The 19,627-nt window shown below is 75.1% G+C and carries 11 protein-coding genes; 5 read left to right on the top strand and 6 right to left on the bottom strand.

Translation table 11 applies throughout. From position 1 onward, the window contains the following. The first annotated feature begins 119 nt into the window (after nt 1-119). The 3 genes from ACWDRB_RS44780 to ACWDRB_RS44770 are packed head-to-tail and all read left to right on the top strand — an operon-like array spanning nt 120 to nt 3,534. The gene (locus tag ACWDRB_RS44780; protein WP_449904728.1) at nt 120-1,109 is read left to right on the top strand and encodes an NAD(P)-dependent alcohol dehydrogenase; all 990 of its coding nucleotides are present in this window, start codon (nt 120-122) and stop codon (nt 1,107-1,109) included. 35 nt (nt 1,110-1,144) lie between these two features. Continuing rightward, entirely contained in the window at nt 1,145-1,732 is a 588-nt protein-coding gene (locus ACWDRB_RS44775) for a TetR/AcrR family transcriptional regulator (RefSeq protein WP_449904726.1), read from the top strand. After that, the gene (locus tag ACWDRB_RS44770; RefSeq protein WP_449904724.1) at nt 1,729-3,534 is read left to right on the top strand and encodes an alpha/beta fold hydrolase; all 1,806 of its coding nucleotides are present in this window, start codon (nt 1,729-1,731) and stop codon (nt 3,532-3,534) included. Before ACWDRB_RS44775 ends, ACWDRB_RS44770 begins: the two co-directional genes overlap by 4 nt. 56 nt (nt 3,535-3,590) lie before the next feature. Here the strand turns inward: ACWDRB_RS44770 and ACWDRB_RS44765 are convergent, their stop codons facing one another. From ACWDRB_RS44765 to ACWDRB_RS44745, 5 genes are all read right to left on the bottom strand, one after another. Beyond that, nucleotides 3,591-5,567: an SWIM zinc finger family protein gene (locus tag ACWDRB_RS44765; RefSeq protein ID WP_449904722.1), complete on the bottom strand. Its 1,977-nt coding sequence runs from the start codon at nt 5,565-5,567 to the stop codon at nt 3,591-3,593. Beyond that, complete coding sequence (locus tag ACWDRB_RS44760; protein WP_449904720.1) at nt 5,564-9,118, bottom strand: vWA domain-containing protein; 3,555 nt, start codon at nt 9,116-9,118, stop codon at nt 5,564-5,566. The genes ACWDRB_RS44765 and ACWDRB_RS44760 overlap by 4 nt, the downstream gene beginning before the upstream one ends. Beyond that, nucleotides 9,115-10,245 carry an ATP-binding protein gene (locus ACWDRB_RS44755; protein WP_350732152.1) on the bottom strand — a complete coding sequence of 377 codons (1,131 nt, stop codon included), beginning with the start codon at nt 10,243-10,245 and terminating at the stop codon, nt 9,115-9,117. Before ACWDRB_RS44755 ends, ACWDRB_RS44760 begins: the two co-directional genes overlap by 4 nt. A gap of 73 nt (nt 10,246-10,318) precedes the next feature. Next, nucleotides 10,319-15,142, bottom strand: a complete 4,824-nt coding sequence (locus tag ACWDRB_RS44750; protein ID WP_449904718.1) for a DNA-binding protein — start codon at nt 15,140-15,142, stop codon at nt 10,319-10,321. Next, nucleotides 15,139-16,005: a DUF4132 domain-containing protein gene (locus ACWDRB_RS44745; RefSeq protein WP_449904716.1), complete on the bottom strand. Its 867-nt coding sequence runs from the start codon at nt 16,003-16,005 to the stop codon at nt 15,139-15,141. The genes ACWDRB_RS44750 and ACWDRB_RS44745 overlap by 4 nt, the downstream gene beginning before the upstream one ends. A 209-nt stretch (nt 16,006-16,214) precedes the next feature. Here ACWDRB_RS44745 and ACWDRB_RS44740 point away from each other — a divergent pair, with 209 nt between their 5' ends. Then, nucleotides 16,215-17,072 carry a hypothetical protein gene (locus ACWDRB_RS44740; RefSeq protein ID WP_449904714.1) on the top strand — a complete coding sequence of 286 codons (858 nt, stop codon included), beginning with the start codon at nt 16,215-16,217 and terminating at the stop codon, nt 17,070-17,072. 19 nt (nt 17,073-17,091) lie between these two features. Further along, entirely contained in the window at nt 17,092-17,928 is an 837-nt protein-coding gene (locus tag ACWDRB_RS44735; RefSeq protein WP_449904712.1) for an NmrA family NAD(P)-binding protein, read from the top strand. On the opposite strand, the gene ACWDRB_RS44730 is transcribed toward ACWDRB_RS44735, so the two are convergent. Next, nucleotides 17,925-19,616, bottom strand: coding sequence for a thiamine pyrophosphate-binding protein (locus tag ACWDRB_RS44730; protein WP_449904710.1), 1,692 nt, complete (start codon nt 19,614-19,616; stop codon nt 17,925-17,927). The genes ACWDRB_RS44735 and ACWDRB_RS44730 overlap by 4 nt on opposite strands. Nucleotides 19,617-19,627: the final 11 nt, after the last annotated feature.

Genomic DNA, 19,627 nt, shown 5'->3' with positions numbered 1-19,627 from the left:
TCGATTGGCCCCCAAAATCACGAATTTCCGTGATATCGGCGCTCGGAGGCGGCTGCCTACGCTGACCAGCGACGCGGCCGCGCGGCGCGTCCTGCCGGCAACTCGTCCAAGGGGGCACCATGAAGGCAATCCGCTATGACCGGTACGGCTCGCCCGACGTCCTCGAGCTCCACGACGTCGACCCACCCGCCGTGGGCGACGACGACGTCCTGGTCAGCGTGAAGGCGGCCGCCGTCAACCCGCTCGACTACCACTTCATGAGGGGCACGCCGTACGTGGTCCGCTCGATGAGCGGCCTGTCACGGCCCAAGGCCATCGGCATGGGCGCCGACCTGGCGGGGTGCGTCGAAGCGGTGGGCAGGAACGTCACCAGGCTCCGGCCGGGGGACGAGGTGTTCGGCGGCCGGGCGAAGCCGGAGGCGCGCAGCGCGGCGTTCGCCGAGTACGCCTGCTTCCACCAGGACGCGATGCTCCTGAAGAAGCCGGTCAACCTGACCTTCGAGGAGGCCGCCGCCATACCGGTGGCCGCGCTCAGCGCCCTGCAGGCGCTGCGGGACAAGGCACGCGTCCGGGCCGGGCAGCGGGTCCTCGTCAACGGCGCCGGGGGAGGCGTGGGCACGTTCGCGGTCCAGCTCGCCAAGGCGTACGGGGCCGAGGTCACCGGCGTGTGCAGCACCGGGAACGTGGAGATGGTCCGCTCGATCGGCGCCGACCACGTCGTGGACTACACCCGGGACGACGTCACCCGGGCCGGGCGGCACTACGACGCGATGATCGACATGGTCGGAAACCACTCGCTGTCCGCGATCAGGCGCGTGCTGGCCCCGAAGGGGGTGCTGGTGGCCGTCGGAGGGCCGGTCAAAGGGCTGTGGCTGGGGCCCTTCACCGGTCCGCTCAAGCTGATGGCGCTCTCCGTGGTCATGAGCCGGCGGCTGGCGCCCATGCTGTCGCGGACGAGCAGCGAGGATCTCGAACTCCTGCGGGACTTCGCCGAAGCCGGGAAGATCACGCCGGTCATCGACCGGACGTATCCGCTCAAGGAGCTGCCCGAAGCCGTCCGCTACCTCGAGAAGGGCCACGCCCGGGGGAAGGTCATCATCATCATATAGTTGGAAAAATAGGTAGACCGGTCTATATTTTTCGCATGATAGGAACCAAAGGCGCGCAAACCAGCGCCCGGCTGGTGGAATCGATGCTCGAACTGATCCAGGCCCGCGGCTACAGCGGCACGGGCCTCAACACCGTGGTCGAGCACGCCCGCGCTCCCAAGGGATCGCTGTACTTCCACTTCCCCGAGGGGAAGGAGGCGCTCGGCGAGAAGGCCGTCGCGCTCGCGGCCGAGCGCTTCCGCGCCCTCGTGGTCGAGTCGGCGCTGGAGCCGGGGAGCCCGGGCGACGTGGTCCGGCGCGTGATCGACGTGCTGGCCGGGATGCTCACCGACAGCGACTTCCAGCTCGGCTGCCCGGTCTCGGTGGTCACGCTGGAGATGGGCGCGCAGAGCGAGCGGCTGCGGGAGGCCTGCGCGGACGCGTTCGGCTCCTGGATCGACCCCATGGCCGAGTACCTCGTAGCCCAGGGCCGCCCGGCCGCCGCGGCGCGGACGCTGGCGACGGCCGTGGTCAGCACGGTCGAGGGGGCGATGATCATGTCACGCGCCCGGCGGTCGGTGGAGCCGCTGCGTTGCGCCGCCGACGTCATCGCCGCGCTCCTGGCCGGGGAGACGCTGTCATGAGCCGGCACGCCCTGGTGTTCGGGGCGACGGGGCTCATCGGACGCCACCTGATCCTCGCTCTTGGCCAGGCCGGCGTCCGGGTGAGCGCGGCCACCCGGAGCCCCGAGTCGTACCGGCGGCTCGTCCGCTGGCTGGAGGAGCACGGGCACGGCGAGGCCCCGGCCGATCTCCGGGTCGACTTCGGGACGCCGTCGCTGATCCGCGGCGACGCGGCGGACGTCACCGAGATCTACAACTGCGCCGGCGCCTACCGGTTCGGGATGCCGGCGGAGGAGGCCCGCCGCGCCAACGTCGACAGCGTCCGCGCCGTCGTCGCCTTCGCGGCGGGGCTGCCCCGGCTGCGCCGCCTCGTGCACGTCTCCGGCTACCGGGTGGGCGGGCAGGACCCCGAGCCCTGGAGCGACGAGCGACGGCGGGAGACGTACGAGGCGCTGGGAGCGTACGAGGCGTCCAAGGTCGAGTCGGATGCCGTGCTCCAGGCCACCGCGGACCGGCTCGGCGTCCCCTGGTCCGTCGTCAACCCCTCCAGCGTGATCGGCGACAGCGTCACCGGCGAGTCGGACCAGCAACTGGGCCTCGCATCGAGCGTGAAGGAGATCTGGCAGGGCAGCATGGCGGCGCTGCCGGGAGACGCCACGACGTTCGTGCCGGTGGTCACGGTCGACCATCTGGCCCGGTTCATGACCCTGCTCCCGCTGGACAAGGCCGCCGGGCGGAGCGCGTACTGGGTGCTCGACGACGACACGCCCGCGTTGCCCGATCTGCTCGCCCGCGTCGCGGAGCACTACCAGGTCAGGGCCCCGCGTACGCGGATCCCGGTGTCCCTCCTGAAGCGCCTGCCCCGAGCGCTCACCAAGGCCGACCCGGAGACGCTGACGTTCCTCTCGGACGACCGCTACCCCACAGGCCCGGCGGACGCCTTCGCCAACCGGCACGGCCTCGCCATGCCGGACGTCACCACGTCCGTCCTGCGCTGGGCCGACCACCTGGCGGCGCACCGGTTCGGAGCCGTCCCCGCAGGTCGGCGGCGGTTCACCGTGATCGGCGGGGTCCGCACCTTCGAACTCGGCGAACCGGACGCGCCCACCGTGGTCCTGCCGGGCCTGCCGGTGAACGCCGACACCTGGGCCCCGGTCGCCGCCGCGCTGGACCACGCCCGCGTCGTGGACCTGCCCGGGCTGGGGCTGAGCGCGGGACGGCTCGGGGACTGGCCGCGCTGGCTGACCGCGCTCGTGGGCGAGACCGGGGCCCGTCACCTGGTGGGTCACTCCGTGGGGGCGGCGGCCGCCCTGGAGGCGGCACTCGCGCGTCCCGATCTGGTGGACCGGCTCACGTTCGTGTCGCCGTTCTTCCTCCAGGCGCGCGCCGGTCTCGCCGCGCGGTCGGCGTTCCTGAGCCGCCGGTATCTGGGCCGGGTACGCCCTGAGGCGCTGGCGCAGCGGCTCACCGGGGACGTGGCGTACGCGAAGGCGCTGGAGTCCAGCGTCGCCGACCTGCGCCGGGGCCGCGTGGCCGCCGACGTCGCCCGGCTCCTGGCCGGCGTCGGCCGGGAGGACCGGCGCGCGGACCTCCGGGCCAAGCTACGGCGGTACGCCGGGAGCGTGCACGTCATCGTGGGAGCCGGCGACCCGCTCACCGCCGAGGGACGCATGCTGCTGGACACGCTCCCCCGGGCCACGGTGACGGTCGTCCCCGGCGCCGGCCATCACCCCCAGCTGACACACCCGGACGAGCTCGCCCACGCCATCCGGATCCCCTCGGCGGAGGTGCGGGAGCCCAGCTCTCCCGCCGTGCCGTCGTAGGGGGCCGCGACGACGCGCCCCCCCCGCGACGTTCGACCGGGTGACGGCCGGGTTGGTCAGAGGGCCTCCTCGGGCTGCCAGGAGGCGTGGATCATGGCCCGTTCCGTGGCGGCGAGGTGGGTGGCGGCGGCCACCCACGCCCACGCGTACCGGTCCGGCCCCGTGTCCGTCAACCGCCCGAACACGTCACGGCTGCGGCGGTCCGCCTCGGCGGTCAGCCCCGTGACCAGGTCGGCGGCGGCCTGGAACCCGGCGTTGCGCAGCTGGGCGTACGACTCGCCGTTGCGGGCCGACTCGGCCACCGCCCGCCTCCCGCCGGACACGGCCAGCTCGACCAGCCTGCGCACCCGCCAGAGCGGCGCGCCGGCCACCGGGTCCACCTCGTCGCCGTCCGGGGGCGGCGGGCAGGCGTCCTGGGGCGGGAGGTGGGCTCCCTGGAGCCGGTCGTACCCGAGGTCGGCGTGCCCCTGCCATTCGGGGGGCAGGCGCAGCGTCGCCTCGGTGCCGGGAACCGGACCGACCGCCAGCGGGAGCAGCGTCGCCACCCGGTCCGGCTCCACCCGGCCCACCACCCGTACGAGCAGGCCCGGACGGGAGGCGAGGCGCCGCAGGTTGTCGACGTGGGCCAGCTCGGGATGGTGGGCGGCGGGGACGAGCCGGATCAGCGGACCGTGGCCCCGCACGTCACCCCCGGAATCGGGCGGCACCGCGCGGGCCAGTACGTGGTCGCCTGCCGCGCCGACGATGACCAGGTCGCAGCCGACCGGTTCGCGGGCCTGTTCCGCCGTGTCCGACTCGCTCCAGGCGTGGCCGGAGAGCCGGGCGCCCGCCGCCTCCGCCAGCGGCCGGGCGAACAGGGCCGCCATCGGCCCCTCCGTCCACGGCATGCCGGAGACGGGGGTGGCCCGTACGCCCTTGCCCGCCCCGAGGCGCCCGTCCGGGGAGACGGTGGCGCCGACGATCAGCAGCCCGGCACGGGAGAGCTGGGAGTGGTTCAGCATGGCGGGGCCGATGGCGACGGGCGCGGTGGCGGCCCCACGGGCACGGGCCGATCCGCCCGGCTTGACGTCGGCCACCGAATACCAGCGGCCGTCCTCCGCGACCACGTGCGTCACCACGCCGCCGTACCCGGTGGCGCTGATCACCGGCTCCCTGAAGACCCCGTACACCTTCAGGCTCCCGCCCGGCTGGTAGTTGCGCCGTACGGTGCCTGCCAGCGCCGGGTCGGGGTCCGCCCCGGCCAGCCGGCCTGCGGTGAGCAGCAGCTCGCGCAGGGCGGAGACCAGGTCGGCGAGGCGGTGGCCGGCGTGGCGGGCGCGGGCGGCGCGCAGCCCCCGCACCACCCGCAGCGCGGCGGCCTCCGCTCCCGGCAACCCCGCGAGGCGGGCGGTGTGCGCGGCCCTCAGCAACTCGGCCTGGGGCACCGCGCCGGCGGCGGGCACCCCGGCGGACAGCACGGCGGCGGCAGCGGCCCACAGCCCGGTCGCGGCGGCCACCTGGTCCGCCGTGGGCCCCGTCGCCTCGGGCGCTTCGACGGATTCAGCCCTGTCGGATTCAGCCCTGTCGGATTCAGCCCTGTCGGCCCCCTCGGCCGTCTGCGCGCCGTCGGATCCGGCGAGCGCGGGTTCGGCGTCGGAGGAGTCGCGGGAGGCGGCCCCCTCTCCGCCGGTGAGCGCGTCCCCGATCGGGCAGGCACTCAGTACGGCCGCACGATGCAGACAGCGCGGCGCCAGCAGGCAACTGCACGACGCCTGGTCACCGTCGGCGATCACCCCGGACGGCCCCGGCGAGAGCGTGACGACCGCGTCCTCGCCGCAGGCGATCCGCACGCCCTCGCCACCGGCCGTGACGGGCAGGGCCGCGTACTGTTCGATCGCCGCGTCCAGCTTCTTGCGCAGCCGCGAGGTCAGGCTCTCGACGGCGGCGGCCACCACCTCCGGGGTCACCGGCGGCAGCGGCCCGCCGCCACGGGGAGAGCCGGACGGGACCGTCTCCGGAGCGGTTTCGGGAGTGGTTGATGTGGAGGGGTTCACCGGTGTTCTCCGCGGAGGCGGTCGCCCACCCATCGGGCGAGGGCGAGCGGGCTGAGCGCGGCCACGGGCATCCCGGCCGCGACGAGTTGCTGGGCGACGGGGATCGAGTAGCGGGGTACGCCGTCGTCGTCCAGGGCGGCGCATCCCATCAGGTGCACGCCGGAGCCGGCCAGCGCGCGCACCTCGGCGAGCAGGCCGCCGATCGGGTAGCCCTCCTCGAAGTCGCTGACCACCACGACGAGCGTGCGGCTCGGGACCGTGACCAGCGTACGGGCCTGGGCGAGCCCGGCGGCGATGTGCGTGCCGCCGCCGACCCGTACCTCCAGCAGGAGGGACAGCGGGTCGCTGACCCGGTCGGTCAGGTCGATCACCTGCGTGGAGAACGACAGGAAGTGCGTGGACAGCGTCGGCACCCCCGCCAGCACGGCGGCCGTCAGCGCCGACCAGATCACCGACGCCTCCATGGAGCCGGACACGTCCACCACCAGGATCAGCCGCCAGTCGGCCTCCCGGCGCGAACGCGTGCTGAACACCGGCCGCTCCGGCACCACCACGAGCCGGCCGTCGTCCAGGCGGCGCGTGTGCGCCAGATTGGCGCGCAGGGTGCGCGGCAGGTCCAGTTTGCCGCCGGGTCGGCGGGTGGGGCGCGGCGTGGCGACCCCGGTCATGGCGGGCCGCAGGCGGGTGGCGAGCTCGCGGGTCAGCTCGTCCACCAGGCGGCGTACGAGCGGGCGCAGCTTGGCCACCTGCTGCTCCGGCAGGCCGCCGGCCAGGGACAGCACGGAGGTCAGCAGGTCCACGGACGGCCGGACGGAGGCGGGGTCGAGTTCGGTCAGCACGTCGTGGCGGCCGGCGTCGGCGGCGCGGGCCAGGACCTCCTCGCGTACCTCGGTGCCGAACAGCGCCTCCAGCTCCTCCGACCACTCGCGTGCCGTGGGGAACGGCGCCTCCTTGCCGCCCCCGTCCCCTGGGGCGGGCCCGAAGTCGTTGGCGCCTTCGCCGCGACCCGACCCGTACAGCTCGTCCAGGGCGCGGGCGTACGAGCGGGCGTTCGGGGGCAGGTTTTCCGACTCCCGGCCGAGCAGCAACCGCCACCGGTCCGCGGGCCTCAGCCTGCGGTGGATGTCGGTCACGGGAACGGCGACCGCCTCCGGCTCCTCCGAGGTCCCGGCCTGCGGTTCATCCGCCGGTGCCGGGGTGCTCTCGATGGGGATGGGGAGCCGGAGCGCGCGCAGGGCCTCCAGTCCGGCCGCGTCGGCGGCGGTCCAGAGGGCCAGCAGCGCCGGAGGAGCGTGCAGGGCCACGTCGAGCCGGTCGCCGAGCCGTTCGGACACGACCCCCAGCAGCCGGGCGCGCCCGGCCGGGCTGAGCGTGTCGAACCCGCCGCGCAACGCCGGCAGCCGGTCCAGGAACTCCTTGTCCGTGAGCCCGTCCACCCGGTTCATGAGCGGGTCGAGCGCGGCGGGGGCCGACTGGAGCAGCGGCCCGGCGGCCGTGAGCACGCCGGTCAGCAGCCGGGCCAGCCGCAGGCGGACGTCGGGGCCGGTGGCGGTGTCGATCCAGCCGGCCGCCCGGTCTCCGAGCGAGGCCGGGCCGTCCAGGTCCAGCAGCACGCGGGCGGCCAGCGCCGCCCCCTGCATGAGGGGCGAGGCCGTACGCGCGAGCACCGCCAGAGCGTCGTCCATCCGCAGGCCCAGGCGCTCCTCGCCGGCCCGGGAGGCGAGGGCGACCAGGGCGACCGCGTCCTCCGGTTGATCGCTGCCCGCCAGCCCCGGCAGGGCGCGTACCGCCGCCTCCAGGAGGGTGCCGGACAGCTCTCCGGCCTGCTCGCGGCCCTCCGGCGTGGTGCCGGGCAGGTGCCGGCGGCGCAGGGCCTCCAGCAGGTCGAGGGCCTGGAGCAGCTCGGCGAGGCTCGCGGTGGCGGGCAGCGTGACGGCCGCGTCGGCGAGGCGGTCGGCCACCAGGTCGGGCAGGTCACAGCCGGCCGCCGCGCGCAGGCCGCCGAGGATGAGGGCGCAGGTCGGGCCGCCGTCCGCCGACTCGCGGCGGTACGTCTCCCGCAGCGTCCCGGCCGCGGCCTGGGCGAGGGTCACACCGCGCACCCCCGCCAGGTCCAGCAGGGCCGGGACCGCTGGGGTCCAGGCCAGCCGCCACCTGGTGGTGAGCGCGGCTCCGTCGCCGGTGCCCATCACCTCGATCGGCTCGCCGTAGGTGACGCCGCAGACGAGGAGGCGCTGGAGAGCGACCTCGCGGCGGGCGTCGAGGTCGGAGCGGAGCGGATCGAGACGTACCTCCCGGGGCTCCGGGTTGTCGGGACACGGGAGGCGCAGGGCGGCGAGATCGGCCTCCACGGCGGGCCCGAGCCCGGAGCGCGGCGTGCCTGGCGCGGTCCTGCCCCGCTGGGTGCCGACGAACACGGTGTCCAGCGCCCGCGCCAGAGCACGTCCCCGGCCGAGCGGCTCGCCCTGGCCGAGCACGGTCGTCACCGCCTCCAGCAGCTCGCCACGCCCAGGGGCGGGCAGGCCGCGCAGGCCGGCCAGGTCGCAGGCGAGCCGCAGCGTCTCGACGGCCTCGCCGGTGCCCGCGGTGTGCCCGGCCGAGCGCAGCTCCCGGCACAGGTCCGTGATGGCGCGCGCGGCGCCGTCCCGGACCTTCCCGGGATCGCCTCCGGCCGCGAACACGGCCTGCTGCCAGCGCGGGTCCCGGATGCCGGCCGGGTAGCCGGACCGGGAGTCGAGCAGGTCGAACGCGTACGGCACGAGCGAGGTCACGGGCACCGGCCCGGCCCCGTCAGCCGGCCCCACGGCGGGGCCGGTGGCCTCGTCGGAGGGCAGGCGGAGCGCGGGCGCGTGGAAGGCGCCGATCACCGCCGCGACCCGGCGGCCACCGGCCGCGGCGACCGCGAGAACGCGGCGCATGTGGTCCTCGCGGGCCAGGTCCATCGCGGGCACGCCGCCCGCGGTCTCCGCGTCGCGGCGCAGGGCCCAGCCGACGCCGAGGGCGGCGCGGCGGACGGCCTCGGGTTCGCAGCCGGGGGCGAGGACCTCGACGGCGCGGTCCCACATGTCGTCGCCGTCACGCCCGCTGCCGGCCCTGGCCAGCCCCTCGGCGAAGGAGACACCACGCGGGCCCGCCTCCTCGGCGAGGGGAGCCGGCGCGGTGGCGTCCCAGCCGCGGTCGGACAGCGGGAGGTCGCAGCAGACCACCTCCGCCCCGCGCTTCCAGGCCCACCGGATGGCCACCAGCTCGGGCGAGAAGTCGGCGAACGGGTAGAACCCGAGCCCGCCGTCGACCCGGGCCCCCGCGAGCGCCACCGGGGCCTGCGTCCCCGGGTCGGCCAGGTGTGCGAGCCAGGGCTGGAAGTCCGCCGGCAGCTCGACGCAGACCACCTCGGGGTCGGCGGCGTCCAGCAGCGCGGGCAGCACCACGGCCAGGGCGGGGCTGTGGTGCCGCACCCCCAGCAGGTACGGCCGCGACGAGGCCGCCAGCTCGGCGACCGCCTCCCGGGGATCCAGATCCGGGGCGGGCGGATTGAGGCTCTGAGCGGTCAACGGAGGTTCTCCCGCAGGTCCCACAGGCGGCGCCACATCGCCGACCCGTCCTCCGCGCGCCTGCGCACCGGCCCGTCCCAGTAGCCCAGCAGCCGCCCGTGATCCGCGGGGTCGTCCTTGCGCACGACCCCCAGCAGGTGACCGGGCACCAGGTCCAGCACGTCGCCGGTGGGCAGGTACGCCGCCGCCACCCCCAGCGAGGCCGCCACCTGCACGGCCTCGGCCGTGGACATGACGGTGCCGGGGCGTTCGACGTCCCAGCCCTCGGTGGAGCGGCCGGAGCGCAGGTCGCGGAAGACGGTGACCAGCGCGTCGAGCACGGCGTCGTCCACCCCGAAGGTCGCGCCGGCGCGCTCGACGACGGCCGTCGCCTGGCGGCGTACCAGGGAGACCTCGGCGTCGGCGTCGGAGATGGGGCCGACGGTCTCGAAGTTGAAGCGCCGCTTGAGGGCGGCCGACATCTCCGAGACGCCGCGGTCGCGCAGGTTGGCCGTGGCGATGACGGTGAACCCGGACGCCGCCGCGACCTGCGCGTCCTCGGTCCCGGCCAGCTCGGGCACGCTGACCCGCCGGTCGGACAGGATCGACACGAGCGCGTCCTGGACCTCGGGCAGGCAGCGGGTGATCTCCTCCACCCGGGCGACGCGGCCGGAGCGCATGGCGGTCAGCACGGGCGAGTCGACGAGCGCCGTCCGGCTGGGGCCCTGGGCGAGGAGCAGGGCGTAGTTCCAGCCGTAGCGGAAGGCGTCCTCGGTCGTGCCGGCGGTGCCCTGGACGGTGAGCGCGCTGGTGCCGCACACGGCGGCGGCCAGCAGCTCCGAGAGCATCGACTTGGCGGTGCCGGGCTCGCCGACCAGGAGCAGGCCGCGCTCGCCGGCGAGGGTGACGACGCAGCGTTCGACGAGGGCCCGTTCGCCGACGAACTTGGGCGCGATCTTCATCCGGCCGTCCAGCGTCTCGTCGCCGCTGCCGCAGATGAAGGTGACGACCGCGCGCGGGGTCAGCGCCCAGCCGGGCGGGCGGGGGCCGGAGTCGTGGGCGGCGAGGAAGGCGAGTTCGGCGGCGTGGCGCTCCTCGGCGGGGAGCACCTGCCGGGCCGAGGGGGCGCGATCTTCGGTCAAGGTCATGAGAAGAGAAGTCCTCTGAGTCATCGGTGGATGGAATGGGCGCGCCCCGGAGAAGGGCGCGCCCCGAGCAGGGTCAGCGGCGGCGTCCGCGCTTCACCTTCAGCTCCTCGAAGCGCGGCGCGTCGCCGTCCCGCACCCGTCCCCAGGCCCTGGCGTATAGGTCGGCGGCGGGTTCGGCGGGTACGAGCGGCACCCCGGTCGACTCCGTCACGTTGAACAGCGCCAGCTTCCACTGCTCCAGCGGCAGCCGCGGCGCGCTCTGCGCCGTCCACCCGCCGGGCAGGAACAGCGACCGCCCCGCCCGCTCGCGGGTGGCCCGCACGACCAGGTCGGTGTCGGCCAGCTCGGCGTGGGCCGACTTGAGCCGGGCGGGCTTCCAGCCGGTCCACCGCACCGCGTTCCGGTCGGCCGGGTCGGGCATGGCCAGCAGCATCAGGTACGCGGTCGCGGCGTCCTCGCCCAGCCCGAACTCCTTGGCCACCTCGACGACCAGGTGGGGCACGGACCGGCTGGGATCCTGCGGCCACCACGTGCCGTCGGCCCCGCGTTCCCCGGCGAGCGGGTCCCCGGGGTCGGCCAGCAGGGCCTCGAAGCGCGGGCCGCGGACGGTCCGCAGCGCGTCCATGGCCGGGAACGACCCCTCCGACCCGATAAGGGCCCGCAGGTAGGGGTCGTCGCTGGCCTCGTCCAGGAGCGACACGCGGACGGCGGGCGCGGGCCGGTCGTCATGGGTGGCCATGAGGACGGCGCCGTACCTTTCGTACCCCTCGCCGGTCTCGGTGGGCGTGCCGGCCGCCTTGCGGAAGGCGGGCAGGTCGACGTACCGGCCGAGGTCGAGCAGCAGGCCGGGGGCGGCCAGCCGGTCGCGGACGGCGGCCAGCGCGCCCGGCAGCGCGGCCCTGATCGGGTCGCCCGCGGGCAGCCGGTGCGCGAGCCAGCGCGACATCACGATGGCCGTGTGCAGGGTGTCGGCCGTGAAGCCGGTGGCGTTCTGGTCGGCGGGGTGGGCGCGGTCACCCCGGATGGCCCAGGCCAGGTCGCGGCCGAGCTCGGGCTCGCCGGCCGGGTCGATGAGGGCGCGCAGCGCGCGGCCGGTGTCCCAGCCGGTCCTGACCGTGCGGGACGCCTCGCCGAGCAGCCATTCGGGCACGGCCGTCTGGTGGCCGATCCTGTCGTTCCAGACGGCCGCCGCGGCGGCCACGTCGGGACCGTCGCTCCAGAGCCGGGCGGGCTCCTGAGGCAGCAGCGCGGCGACGACCGCCCGCCGGATCCCCGCGCCGATCTTGCGCAGCTCGCCGCGGGCGATGGCGGCGTCGGCCACCTTCACGCCGATCGTGGTGCGGGTCTCCTTGGCGAGGAAGGAGTGCTCGTACGAGTCGACCGACGGCAGGCCCGCGACGACCAGCCGGGCCATCGTCAGGGAGACGCCGGTGAGCCGGGAGAACTCCTCGGCCGCCTCCGGCCGCCAGGGCGCGGGCCCGCGTTCGGCCAGCTCGGCGCGGAACGCCTCCAGCCAGCCCTGCGGCCGATCCACACCGACCGGGCCGGAAGAGCTCAGCGAGTACGGCTGGGGCACGTCGAACCGCCCGGACGGGTCGTGGAACAGCGCCGTCCACCGGGTCGTGGAGTCGTCGGGCGAGTCGTGGCCGAAGAGCACCAGGAACGCGCCGCCCTCCAGCGGCAGGACCCCGAGCTGCCAGGTGCCCTCGCGCCACTCGCCGTCGGGCTTCTTCAGATACCGGTTGGGCAGGTGGACGGCGACGCGGCGCCACCGCGACGGGTCGGCCGCCGTGGGCAGCCCGGCCTCGGCCAGCCCCTGCAGCAGCCGCTCCTGCGGGACGCGGTGCTCCTCGGCGATGGTCGCCGATCCGCTGCGGTAGGCCACCGCGGCCAGGTGGTCGAGCATCGGCTCCCAGCCCAGGCTGGAGGACGGCAGCCCCGGCCGGTCGAGGTGGATGTGGCCCACCCCGGCCGGAGCATCGTCCGCCAGCGCCTGGATCCTCCGGATCTGCTGGAAGGCCCCGTCGGTCTCGTGGCGCCAGTAGTAGGAGGTGGAGAAGTCCAGCCCGCTGAGCGCCTCCTGGAGCTCGTAGTCCGTGGGGCCCACGGGAGCCTGCTCGCGGTGTCCGCCGGCCAGCGCCTCGGTGAGCCTGGCGGCGACGGCGTCCAGCGAGGCCTGCTGCGCGCCGGCGAACCGCACGATCCCGGCGATGCCCGCCACCAGCCCGTCGTGGCTGACCTGGGGCAGCAGCTCCCGGATCCGCGCCGGCAGGTCCTCCTCAGGGGCCGCGGCCAGCAGCCGCGAAGCGGTGTCCGGGCCGAGCTCGCGCAGGGCGGCCGACCCCTCGGGGTCCCTCGGCCGCAGGTGGTGCCAGTAGCGCAGCGGCGGCAGGATGATCGTGCCCTCGCCGAACGCGCCGGGAGCGGCGTCGGTCTTGGCGGTGGAGACGCGCACGCCGTCGGCATCGACCAGTTCGACCCGGTAGCTCCCCTTGAGGACGGCCACGGGCCGGTCGGTGCCGGGGAAGGTCAGGATGCGCGCCGGTTTGCCGCCGTCGGGCGGGAGGGTGATCGCGCGGCCGGACAGGTCCTCGCCGCGCAGCGAACCGTCGGGCAGCCGCGTCACCCGCCAGCCGAGCAGCCCGCCCACGGGCACGCTCCCCGGGGTCGCCTCCTCAGACGGGGCGGGCAGCAGCCAGCCCCCGTGCAACGTCGTGCCCGCGGGGATGTCGGTGAGGAAGGCGGGCATGCTCTTCCTGCCGTGCTCCCCGCTGACCGGGTCGTACTCGTGCCAGCCGAGGGTGTCGTGGTCGGACCCGTCCCAGGTCCACACCCAGTAGGAGGTGCCGTCGGTGATCACGGACCGTTCTAGGGGGACGGTGGTGTCGCCGGGGTGCACCACGCCGAGCCCGGTGGTGCGCCCGCCGCCGGGCAGCGCCAGGGTGACCGCGTCGTCGCCGCGGTACCAGTCCATGCGCGTGCCCCGGGTGCTGCCGCTCTGGCTCTCGACGGCGTGGACGCGGTCGGCCGAGGTGTGCCAGTAGCCGCGGTAGGCGTAGTCGGCGGTGCGGGACTGCCAGTAGACGAACAGGTCGCCGTCGACGTAGTGGTAGCCGATGTCGTTATACGTGTCGTTGGGCGGGATGCGCAGGTCGTGGGTGAGCACGGCGCCCTCGTGATCGAGCACGCGGACCTGCCGGGAGCCCGCCGCGATCAGGTACGGCCAGGCGTCGGCGACCACGATGTCGTCGACGTCCTTCCTCGGTACGAGGGTCGCGGCGGCCTCCTCCCAGGCCGGCCAGCCCAGCTCGTCGAAGATCCCGGTCCGCAGCGTACGGGCGAGCACGGGGGAGACGTCGGCCGCGGCGGCCTGGCGTACCTCGTCCTCGGCCAGGACCAGGGCCTCGCCCGGCAGCCAGGACAGCCGCCGCAGCGCCTCGGGCAGCTCGGGCAGCCCGGCGGACGTCGACCGGGCGCAGACCTTGCGCACCCACTCGGCCAGCATCGGCCGGCTGCCGTCGGAGGCGGCCAGCAGGCGGACGGCGCGCAGCCCGTCGGAGTCGCCGGTGAACGTGTCGGCCGAGCGCTGGAAGGCCGCCGTGAACCGGCCGTCGGCGGCCAGCGCGGCCAGGTCGCGCTGCCCCTCGCCCTTCGCCCAGTGCTCCAGCCGCAGGTAGTCGCCCTCACCGGGGTCGGCCACGGGCAGGCCGAGCGCGAGGAAAAGGTCGAGCAGATCGACGTCGTACGAGTCCGTCAGCCGGGTCGTGGTGCCGGCGAGCTCGGCGCGCAGCCGGTCGGCGGCCCGCTCGACGAGCGTGTAGAGGACCGGCAGCCGCGGCGGCAGGCCATAGGTGGCGTTGCGGGTGGTGAGGAAGCGCCGGAGCCAGCCCGACGCGCCGTCCTCCGGCACCTGGCCCGAGACGAGCTCGTCGACGGCGCCCGCCGCCTCGAGGACGTCCAGCCACACACCCGGCACGTCGTTGTCGTGGCTCTGCGGCATGACGGCGAGCAGCGTCGCGCGCACCTCGGGCTCGCGCGCGCCCAGCGCCCCGATCGCCGCGCGATGGGCCTTCCACCAGCCGGTGGCGGCCCGCAGGGTGGCGGGCAGGGCGAGCAGCTCGCGCAGGTACGACTGCTCGGTCGCGTCGGCGTCCACGCCGGCCGCCCTGGCCAGGCGGCGCAGGTCGGTGGCCATCTGGGCAGAGGGGGGCATCCCGCCCGCAGTGCGCCGCACGCACAGCTGGGAGAAGCGGCGCAGCGCCTCGTCGGCGGACACCCGGGCGGCCAGCTCCTTGGCGTAACCGGACAGCACCTTGACCGGCAGCGCCCCCGCCAGCGCGAACTCCAGGAACACCGAGTCGAGCCGGTCCTCGTCGACCTCCAGCCCGTGCTCGGCCTCCGCCTTGCGGGCACTGGAGAACATCTGGGAGGCGTAGGTGGCGTTCTCCACGCCGATGAACACCCGCCCGGCCTGCTCGTAGAACGTGGGCAGGAAGTGCGGAACGGACGCGCCGAGCCGGCGGGCCAGCTCGTGGTAGCCGTCGAGCGCGTTCTTGGGCTTGGACTTGGCCTGGCGGGAGATCCGCTCCAGCTCCGGGACGACGGCGAGCGCGTGCTGCCCGTCGCCGGGGTAGTGCACCAGCACCCACTCGGGGAAGCCGAGCGAACGCCTTAACCCGAGCCCGACCACTGCCGGCTCCCCGTCGGGCGCCAGGCCCAGGAACCCGGCGGCCAGGTCCTCGGCCGCGCCCAGCTCGCCCGCGACCAGGCGCACGACCACGCGGTCGTCGAGCACGGGGTGACGGTAGCGGCGGGCGGTCATCGGCACGGCGCCCTCGACCGCGCTCTCGGTGTCCGGCGGCAGGATCGCCCCCGCCTTCAACAGCTGCTCACTCATGCGTCCTTGCCCTCCTCGACCTTGCGCCCCGCGTACAGCGCCGCGGCCATCCGCATCCCCTCCGACCAGGCCACCGGGCCGACCTCACGCAGCGGCAGCGCCCTGCCGTCGAGGTCCTGCCAGGTCAGGCCGCCCGTGCTCACCTCGTCCTCCCAGTACGGCTCGCCGATCCAGACGCTCGCCTCGGTGATGGCCCCGGCGTCGCGGACCCGGCAGGTGGCGTAGCCGCCGGTGACCCGGTAGCCGAGCGTGGTGGCCCGCGCGGCCAGGCCGAAGCGGGAGTCGTACGTGCCGCCGGAGAACTCCGTCACGGTCGTCGCCCTGACGTCCAGGTCGGCGGGCTTGCGCCAGGTGGCGCGGTGGATCTGCTCGACCTTCTGGACCACGCCCAGCTCGGCGGCGAACTCCCGCAGGTCGTCGAGGTCGGGCAGCAGCACCGGGTGGGGCAGCGTCACCGTGCGCGGCGACAGCCGTACGGTCTCGCCGTCGAGGTTGACCACGCGCAGCTCGCCCGTCTCGGTGGCGTCGCGCAGGAAGCCCACCTCGTCGGGGTCGTCGCCGACCACGGCCAGGTCGCGCAGCGCCGACTGCCACGCCTCGTCCGGCCACACCCGGGCCAGCAGCCCGGTCGGCACGGGCAGGGACGACACCATCCACAGGTCCGCCTGCGCCACGCACGCGGCGGCGTGGCGGTCGAGCCACTCGGCGAACCGGCGCAGCCGGTCCACCTCGGGGTGATCACGCAACGCCTTCGGCAGCGATTTCAGCTGCCGTCCCGCCGATCGGCCGGAGGTGGCTCGCGCCGCCACCCGGCCTTCTATCAGGGCAACCTCGTACCCGTCGCCCGCTGCCAGCCAACCCAACGGTCCCCGCCTTCCAGACGCCCGAGTCCGGGCATGAAACCTCGAATGAGCAGGGGTTTCCGTGCCCCTGCCGCTGTTGTTGCGCCGAACCTAGCGGCCCTGACCGACAAATGCGTGGATCTCGCGAATTATCGGGCAAGCGGTCTTGTCACGGTGCGGGCTGTGCCCGACGATCGTCGCGACGGGCGAGCGCGCGGAGGTGACGGTTCGTGGGCGGCAGGTCTTCGATCGTGATCGGCGGGCTGGCGGCGGTCCTGTCCCTGACGTCGTGCAGCGGCGACGGGCCTGCGGAAACGACCCCCTCCACGGCGAGCTCCCCGTCCGCCGGCACGCCGTCCCCCAGTGCACCGGTCGCCTGGGCGCAGGGCCTCTGCCTCGACGTCCGGGTGCCCAAACCGGACACCCAGGTCCCGGCGCCGGTCGACTGCGCCCTGGCGACGGCCGGTGTGCGGATCATCCGGCTGGTGGCCCAGGGCGAGGGCGCCGCGAAGTGCCCGCGCGACTCCGACGGCTGGCTGGACGCCCCGGCGGGCTCCCAGACGGCCTGCCTGCGCAACCGCGTCGGCCCGCACCCCGGAGACCCCGGCAAGGGCGGCGGCGCCCTGAAAGCCGGCGACTGCACGCTCATCCAGGACGGCGACGTCCAGGAACGGGCCTGCTTCGACACCCACGGCCCCGGCAGGATCCGCTCCTTCACCAGGACGAAGAAGGCGTGTGAGCGCAGGATCTGGTCGTACGCCTACAAATGGAACGGCTCGTACGTCTGCGTCGGCCCCGGCGAGGACGCCACGGACGTCGGCCCCAGGTACGAGCCCGGCAGCTGCCTGACCGCGCCGAAGACCAAGAAGCGCACGACCGTGTTCGGGACCGAGACGGCCATCGTCGGCGGCCTGAAGAAAACGCCGTGCAAGGGCGGGAAGGCGTGGGGGAAGGTGGTCGGGCACGTCAGCATCGAGTTCGAGTGCAAGCGCCCGGCCGACTACTCGGTGACGACCGACACCAGGAAGTACGGACTGCTGCCCGGCCCCGACCCTTACCCGTCCGTCACCTGCATCCGGCGATTGTGACCCCCGATAGGCTGGCGGCATGATCTTAGTCACCGGTGCCACCGGCAACGTCGGCTCCGAACTCGTCGCCGCGCTGGCCTCGGCCGGCCGGCCGGTCCGGGCGCTCGTCCGGGACCCGCGCCGCGCCGCCCTCCCGGCCGGCGCCGAGCCCGTGACCGGCGACCTCAACCGGCCGGAGAGCCTGGCCGGAGCGCTCGACGGCGCCCAGGGGCTGTTCCTCATGCCGGGCTACGCGGACATGCCCGGGCTGCTGGCCCTGGCCCGCGACGCCGGCGTGCGGCACGTCGTGCTCCTGTCCGGCGGCTCGGCCGCGCTGGAGGACCTCGGGAACGCCGTCTCCCGCTACATGACGCTCTCGGAGCGGGACGTGCGCGAGTCGGGTCTGGCCTGGACCTTCCTGCGGCCCAGGTCGTTCATGTCCAACGCGCTGCGCTGGCTCCCGCAGCTCGAGGCCGGCGACGTGGTGCGGGTGCCGTTCGCCGACGTGCCGGTCGCGGCCGTCGACCCGTACGACATCGCGGCCGTCGCGGCCCGCGCGCTGCTGAGCGGCGAGCACGAGGGCCGGATCCACGAGCTGACCGGCTCCCGCGCGCTGCTGCCCGCCGACCAGGTCGCCGTTCTCGCCCAGGTGCTGGGCCGGGACCTGCGGTGCGAAGGGCTGACGAACAGCCAGGCGCGCGCCGAGATGGAGGCGGGCATGCCGGTCGAGTACGTCGACGCCTTCTTCCAGTTCTTCGTGGACGGCACGCTCGACGAGACGACGGTCCACCCGACCGTGGAGGACGTGCTCGGACGGCCGCCGCGCACGTTCGAGCAGTGGGCGCGGGACCACGCGGACGCCTTCCGCAAGAGCTAACCCGCCAGGTGGGTGGGGGCGAACATGCGCAGGGTCGCGGGCAGCACGACGACGCTCGGCCCCGGGGTCCGCAGCGCCCGCGCGAGGTCGCTCTCCAGGTCCTCCGGAGTGGTGCGCCGGGCCGGGACGCCGAAGGCCGCCGCGAGGGCGGCGAAGTCCGGCCTGGCCAGCTCGGTCCCCGTGGCGGCGCCGAACGCGTCCGTCATGTACTCGCGCAGGATGCCGTAGCCGCCGTCGTCCACGATCAGCCAGGTCACGTCGAGCCGGTGCTGGTGCAGCGTGGCCAGCTCGGCCAGGCCGTACATGGCCCCTCCGTCGCCGCTGACCGCGAGCACCGGCCCGCCGGTGGCGGCGGCCGCGCCGAGCGCGGCGGGCAGCGCGTAGCCGAGCCCGCCCGCGCCCTGCGCCGACTCCATCGGCCGCGGCCAGGCGGACCAGGCCCAGTACGCCAGGATCGTCATGTCCCAGAAGCTCAGAGCCTGTTCCGGTAGCGCGCGGTCGATGGCCGCGAGCAGCGACCGTTCGAGCGCGAGGTCCTGCGCGTCCAGCCGCGCGGCGACGCGCCCGAGCACGTCGCGCACCGCCGACCGCACCGCCGACCGCACCGCCGACTGGGCCGCCGACTGGGCCGCCGGTTGGGCCCCCGGCCGGCCCGCTGCCCCGTCCCGGCCGGTACGCGCGCCCTTCACGGCCCGCGCCAGCTCCTCCAGCGCCGCCCGGGCGTCCGCGTGGACGGCCAGCGCCGGATGGTTGGACTCGAGCTTGCCGAGATCGGCCTCGATCTGCACGACCCGGCCCCGCGGCCGCATCGTGTGGTAGTTGCTGGACAGTTCCCCCAGCCCCGAGCCCACGACCAGCAGCACGTCGGCCTCCTCCAGGAACGCCGTCAGGTGCCGGTCCTCCAGCCACGACTGGAGCGACAGCGGGTGCTCCCAGGGGAAGGCGCCCTTCGCGCCGAACGTGGTGGCGACCGGCGCGTCCAGCTCCTGGGCCAGCTCCAGCAGGGCCGCCTGGGCGCCGGCGCGCACCACCCCGCCGCCGGCCAGGATCACCGGATTGGCCGCCCGTACCAGCAGGTCCGCCGCCGCGGCGACGAGCTCGGCCCGCGGGGCGAGCGGTCTCGGCGCCACCCGGAGCTCGGTCACCGCCGGGATCCCGGTCTCGGCGAGCAGCACGTCCTGCGGGATCTCCACCAGGACCGGGCCCGCGGGCGCGGTCAGCGCGAGCTCCCACGCCTCGGCCAGCGCCGGCGCGATCTGCCCGGCCGTCCGCGCCACGTGGGCCGACTTCACGACGTCCCTGAAGGCCGCGGCCTGGTCCGGCAGCTCGTGCAGGTAGCCCTTGCGCCGCCCGCCCAGCCCGTCCGCGGGGATCTGGCTGCTGACGACCAGCACGGGGACGGCGGCGGCACGGGACTCCATGAGCGCGGGGAGGGTGCCCAGCGCGCCCGGGCCGGTGGAGACCAGGAAAGGCGTGACCGAGCCGGTCGCGCGGGCGTGGGCGTCGGCCGCGAAGGCGACGCTCAGCTCGGTACGGCACCCCACGTAGCGCAGGTCAGAGCGGCGCAGCGCGTCGAACAGGCCGAGCGCGTGCTGCCCCGGCTCGCCGAAGACCGTGGTGGCTCCGAGCGCGGCCAGCGACTCGACGACCAGGTCGCCGCCCGTCCGCACGGCTTGTCCCCGTGACATGGTCGGATCCT

It is taken from the genome of Nonomuraea sp. NPDC003707 (assembly GCF_053587055.1).
Note: the sequence above shows the minus strand (reverse complement) of the source record. Positions and strands in the feature narration are given on the sequence as shown.

What these genes read in the sequence shown, in the direction of transcription:
- ACWDRB_RS44780 (WP_449904728.1), top strand. Translation starts at nt 120, where the DNA reads ATGAAGGCAATCCGCTATGACCGGTACGGCTCGCCCGACGTCCTCGAG.
- ACWDRB_RS44775 (WP_449904726.1), top strand. Translation starts at nt 1,145, where the DNA reads ATGATAGGAACCAAAGGCGCGCAAACCAGCGCCCGGCTGGTGGAATCG.
- ACWDRB_RS44770 (WP_449904724.1), top strand. Translation starts at nt 1,729, where the DNA reads ATGAGCCGGCACGCCCTGGTGTTCGGGGCGACGGGGCTCATCGGACGC.
- ACWDRB_RS44755 (WP_350732152.1), bottom strand. Translation starts at nt 10,245, where the DNA reads ATGACCTTGACCGAAGATCGCGCCCCCTCGGCCCGGCAGGTGCTCCCC.
- ACWDRB_RS44750 (WP_449904718.1), bottom strand. Translation starts at nt 15,142, where the DNA reads ATGAGTGAGCAGCTGTTGAAGGCGGGGGCGATCCTGCCGCCGGACACC.
- ACWDRB_RS44735 (WP_449904712.1), top strand. Translation starts at nt 17,092, where the DNA reads ATGATCTTAGTCACCGGTGCCACCGGCAACGTCGGCTCCGAACTCGTC.
- ACWDRB_RS44730 (WP_449904710.1), bottom strand. Translation starts at nt 19,616, where the DNA reads ATGTCACGGGGACAAGCCGTGCGGACGGGCGGCGACCTGGTCGTCGAG.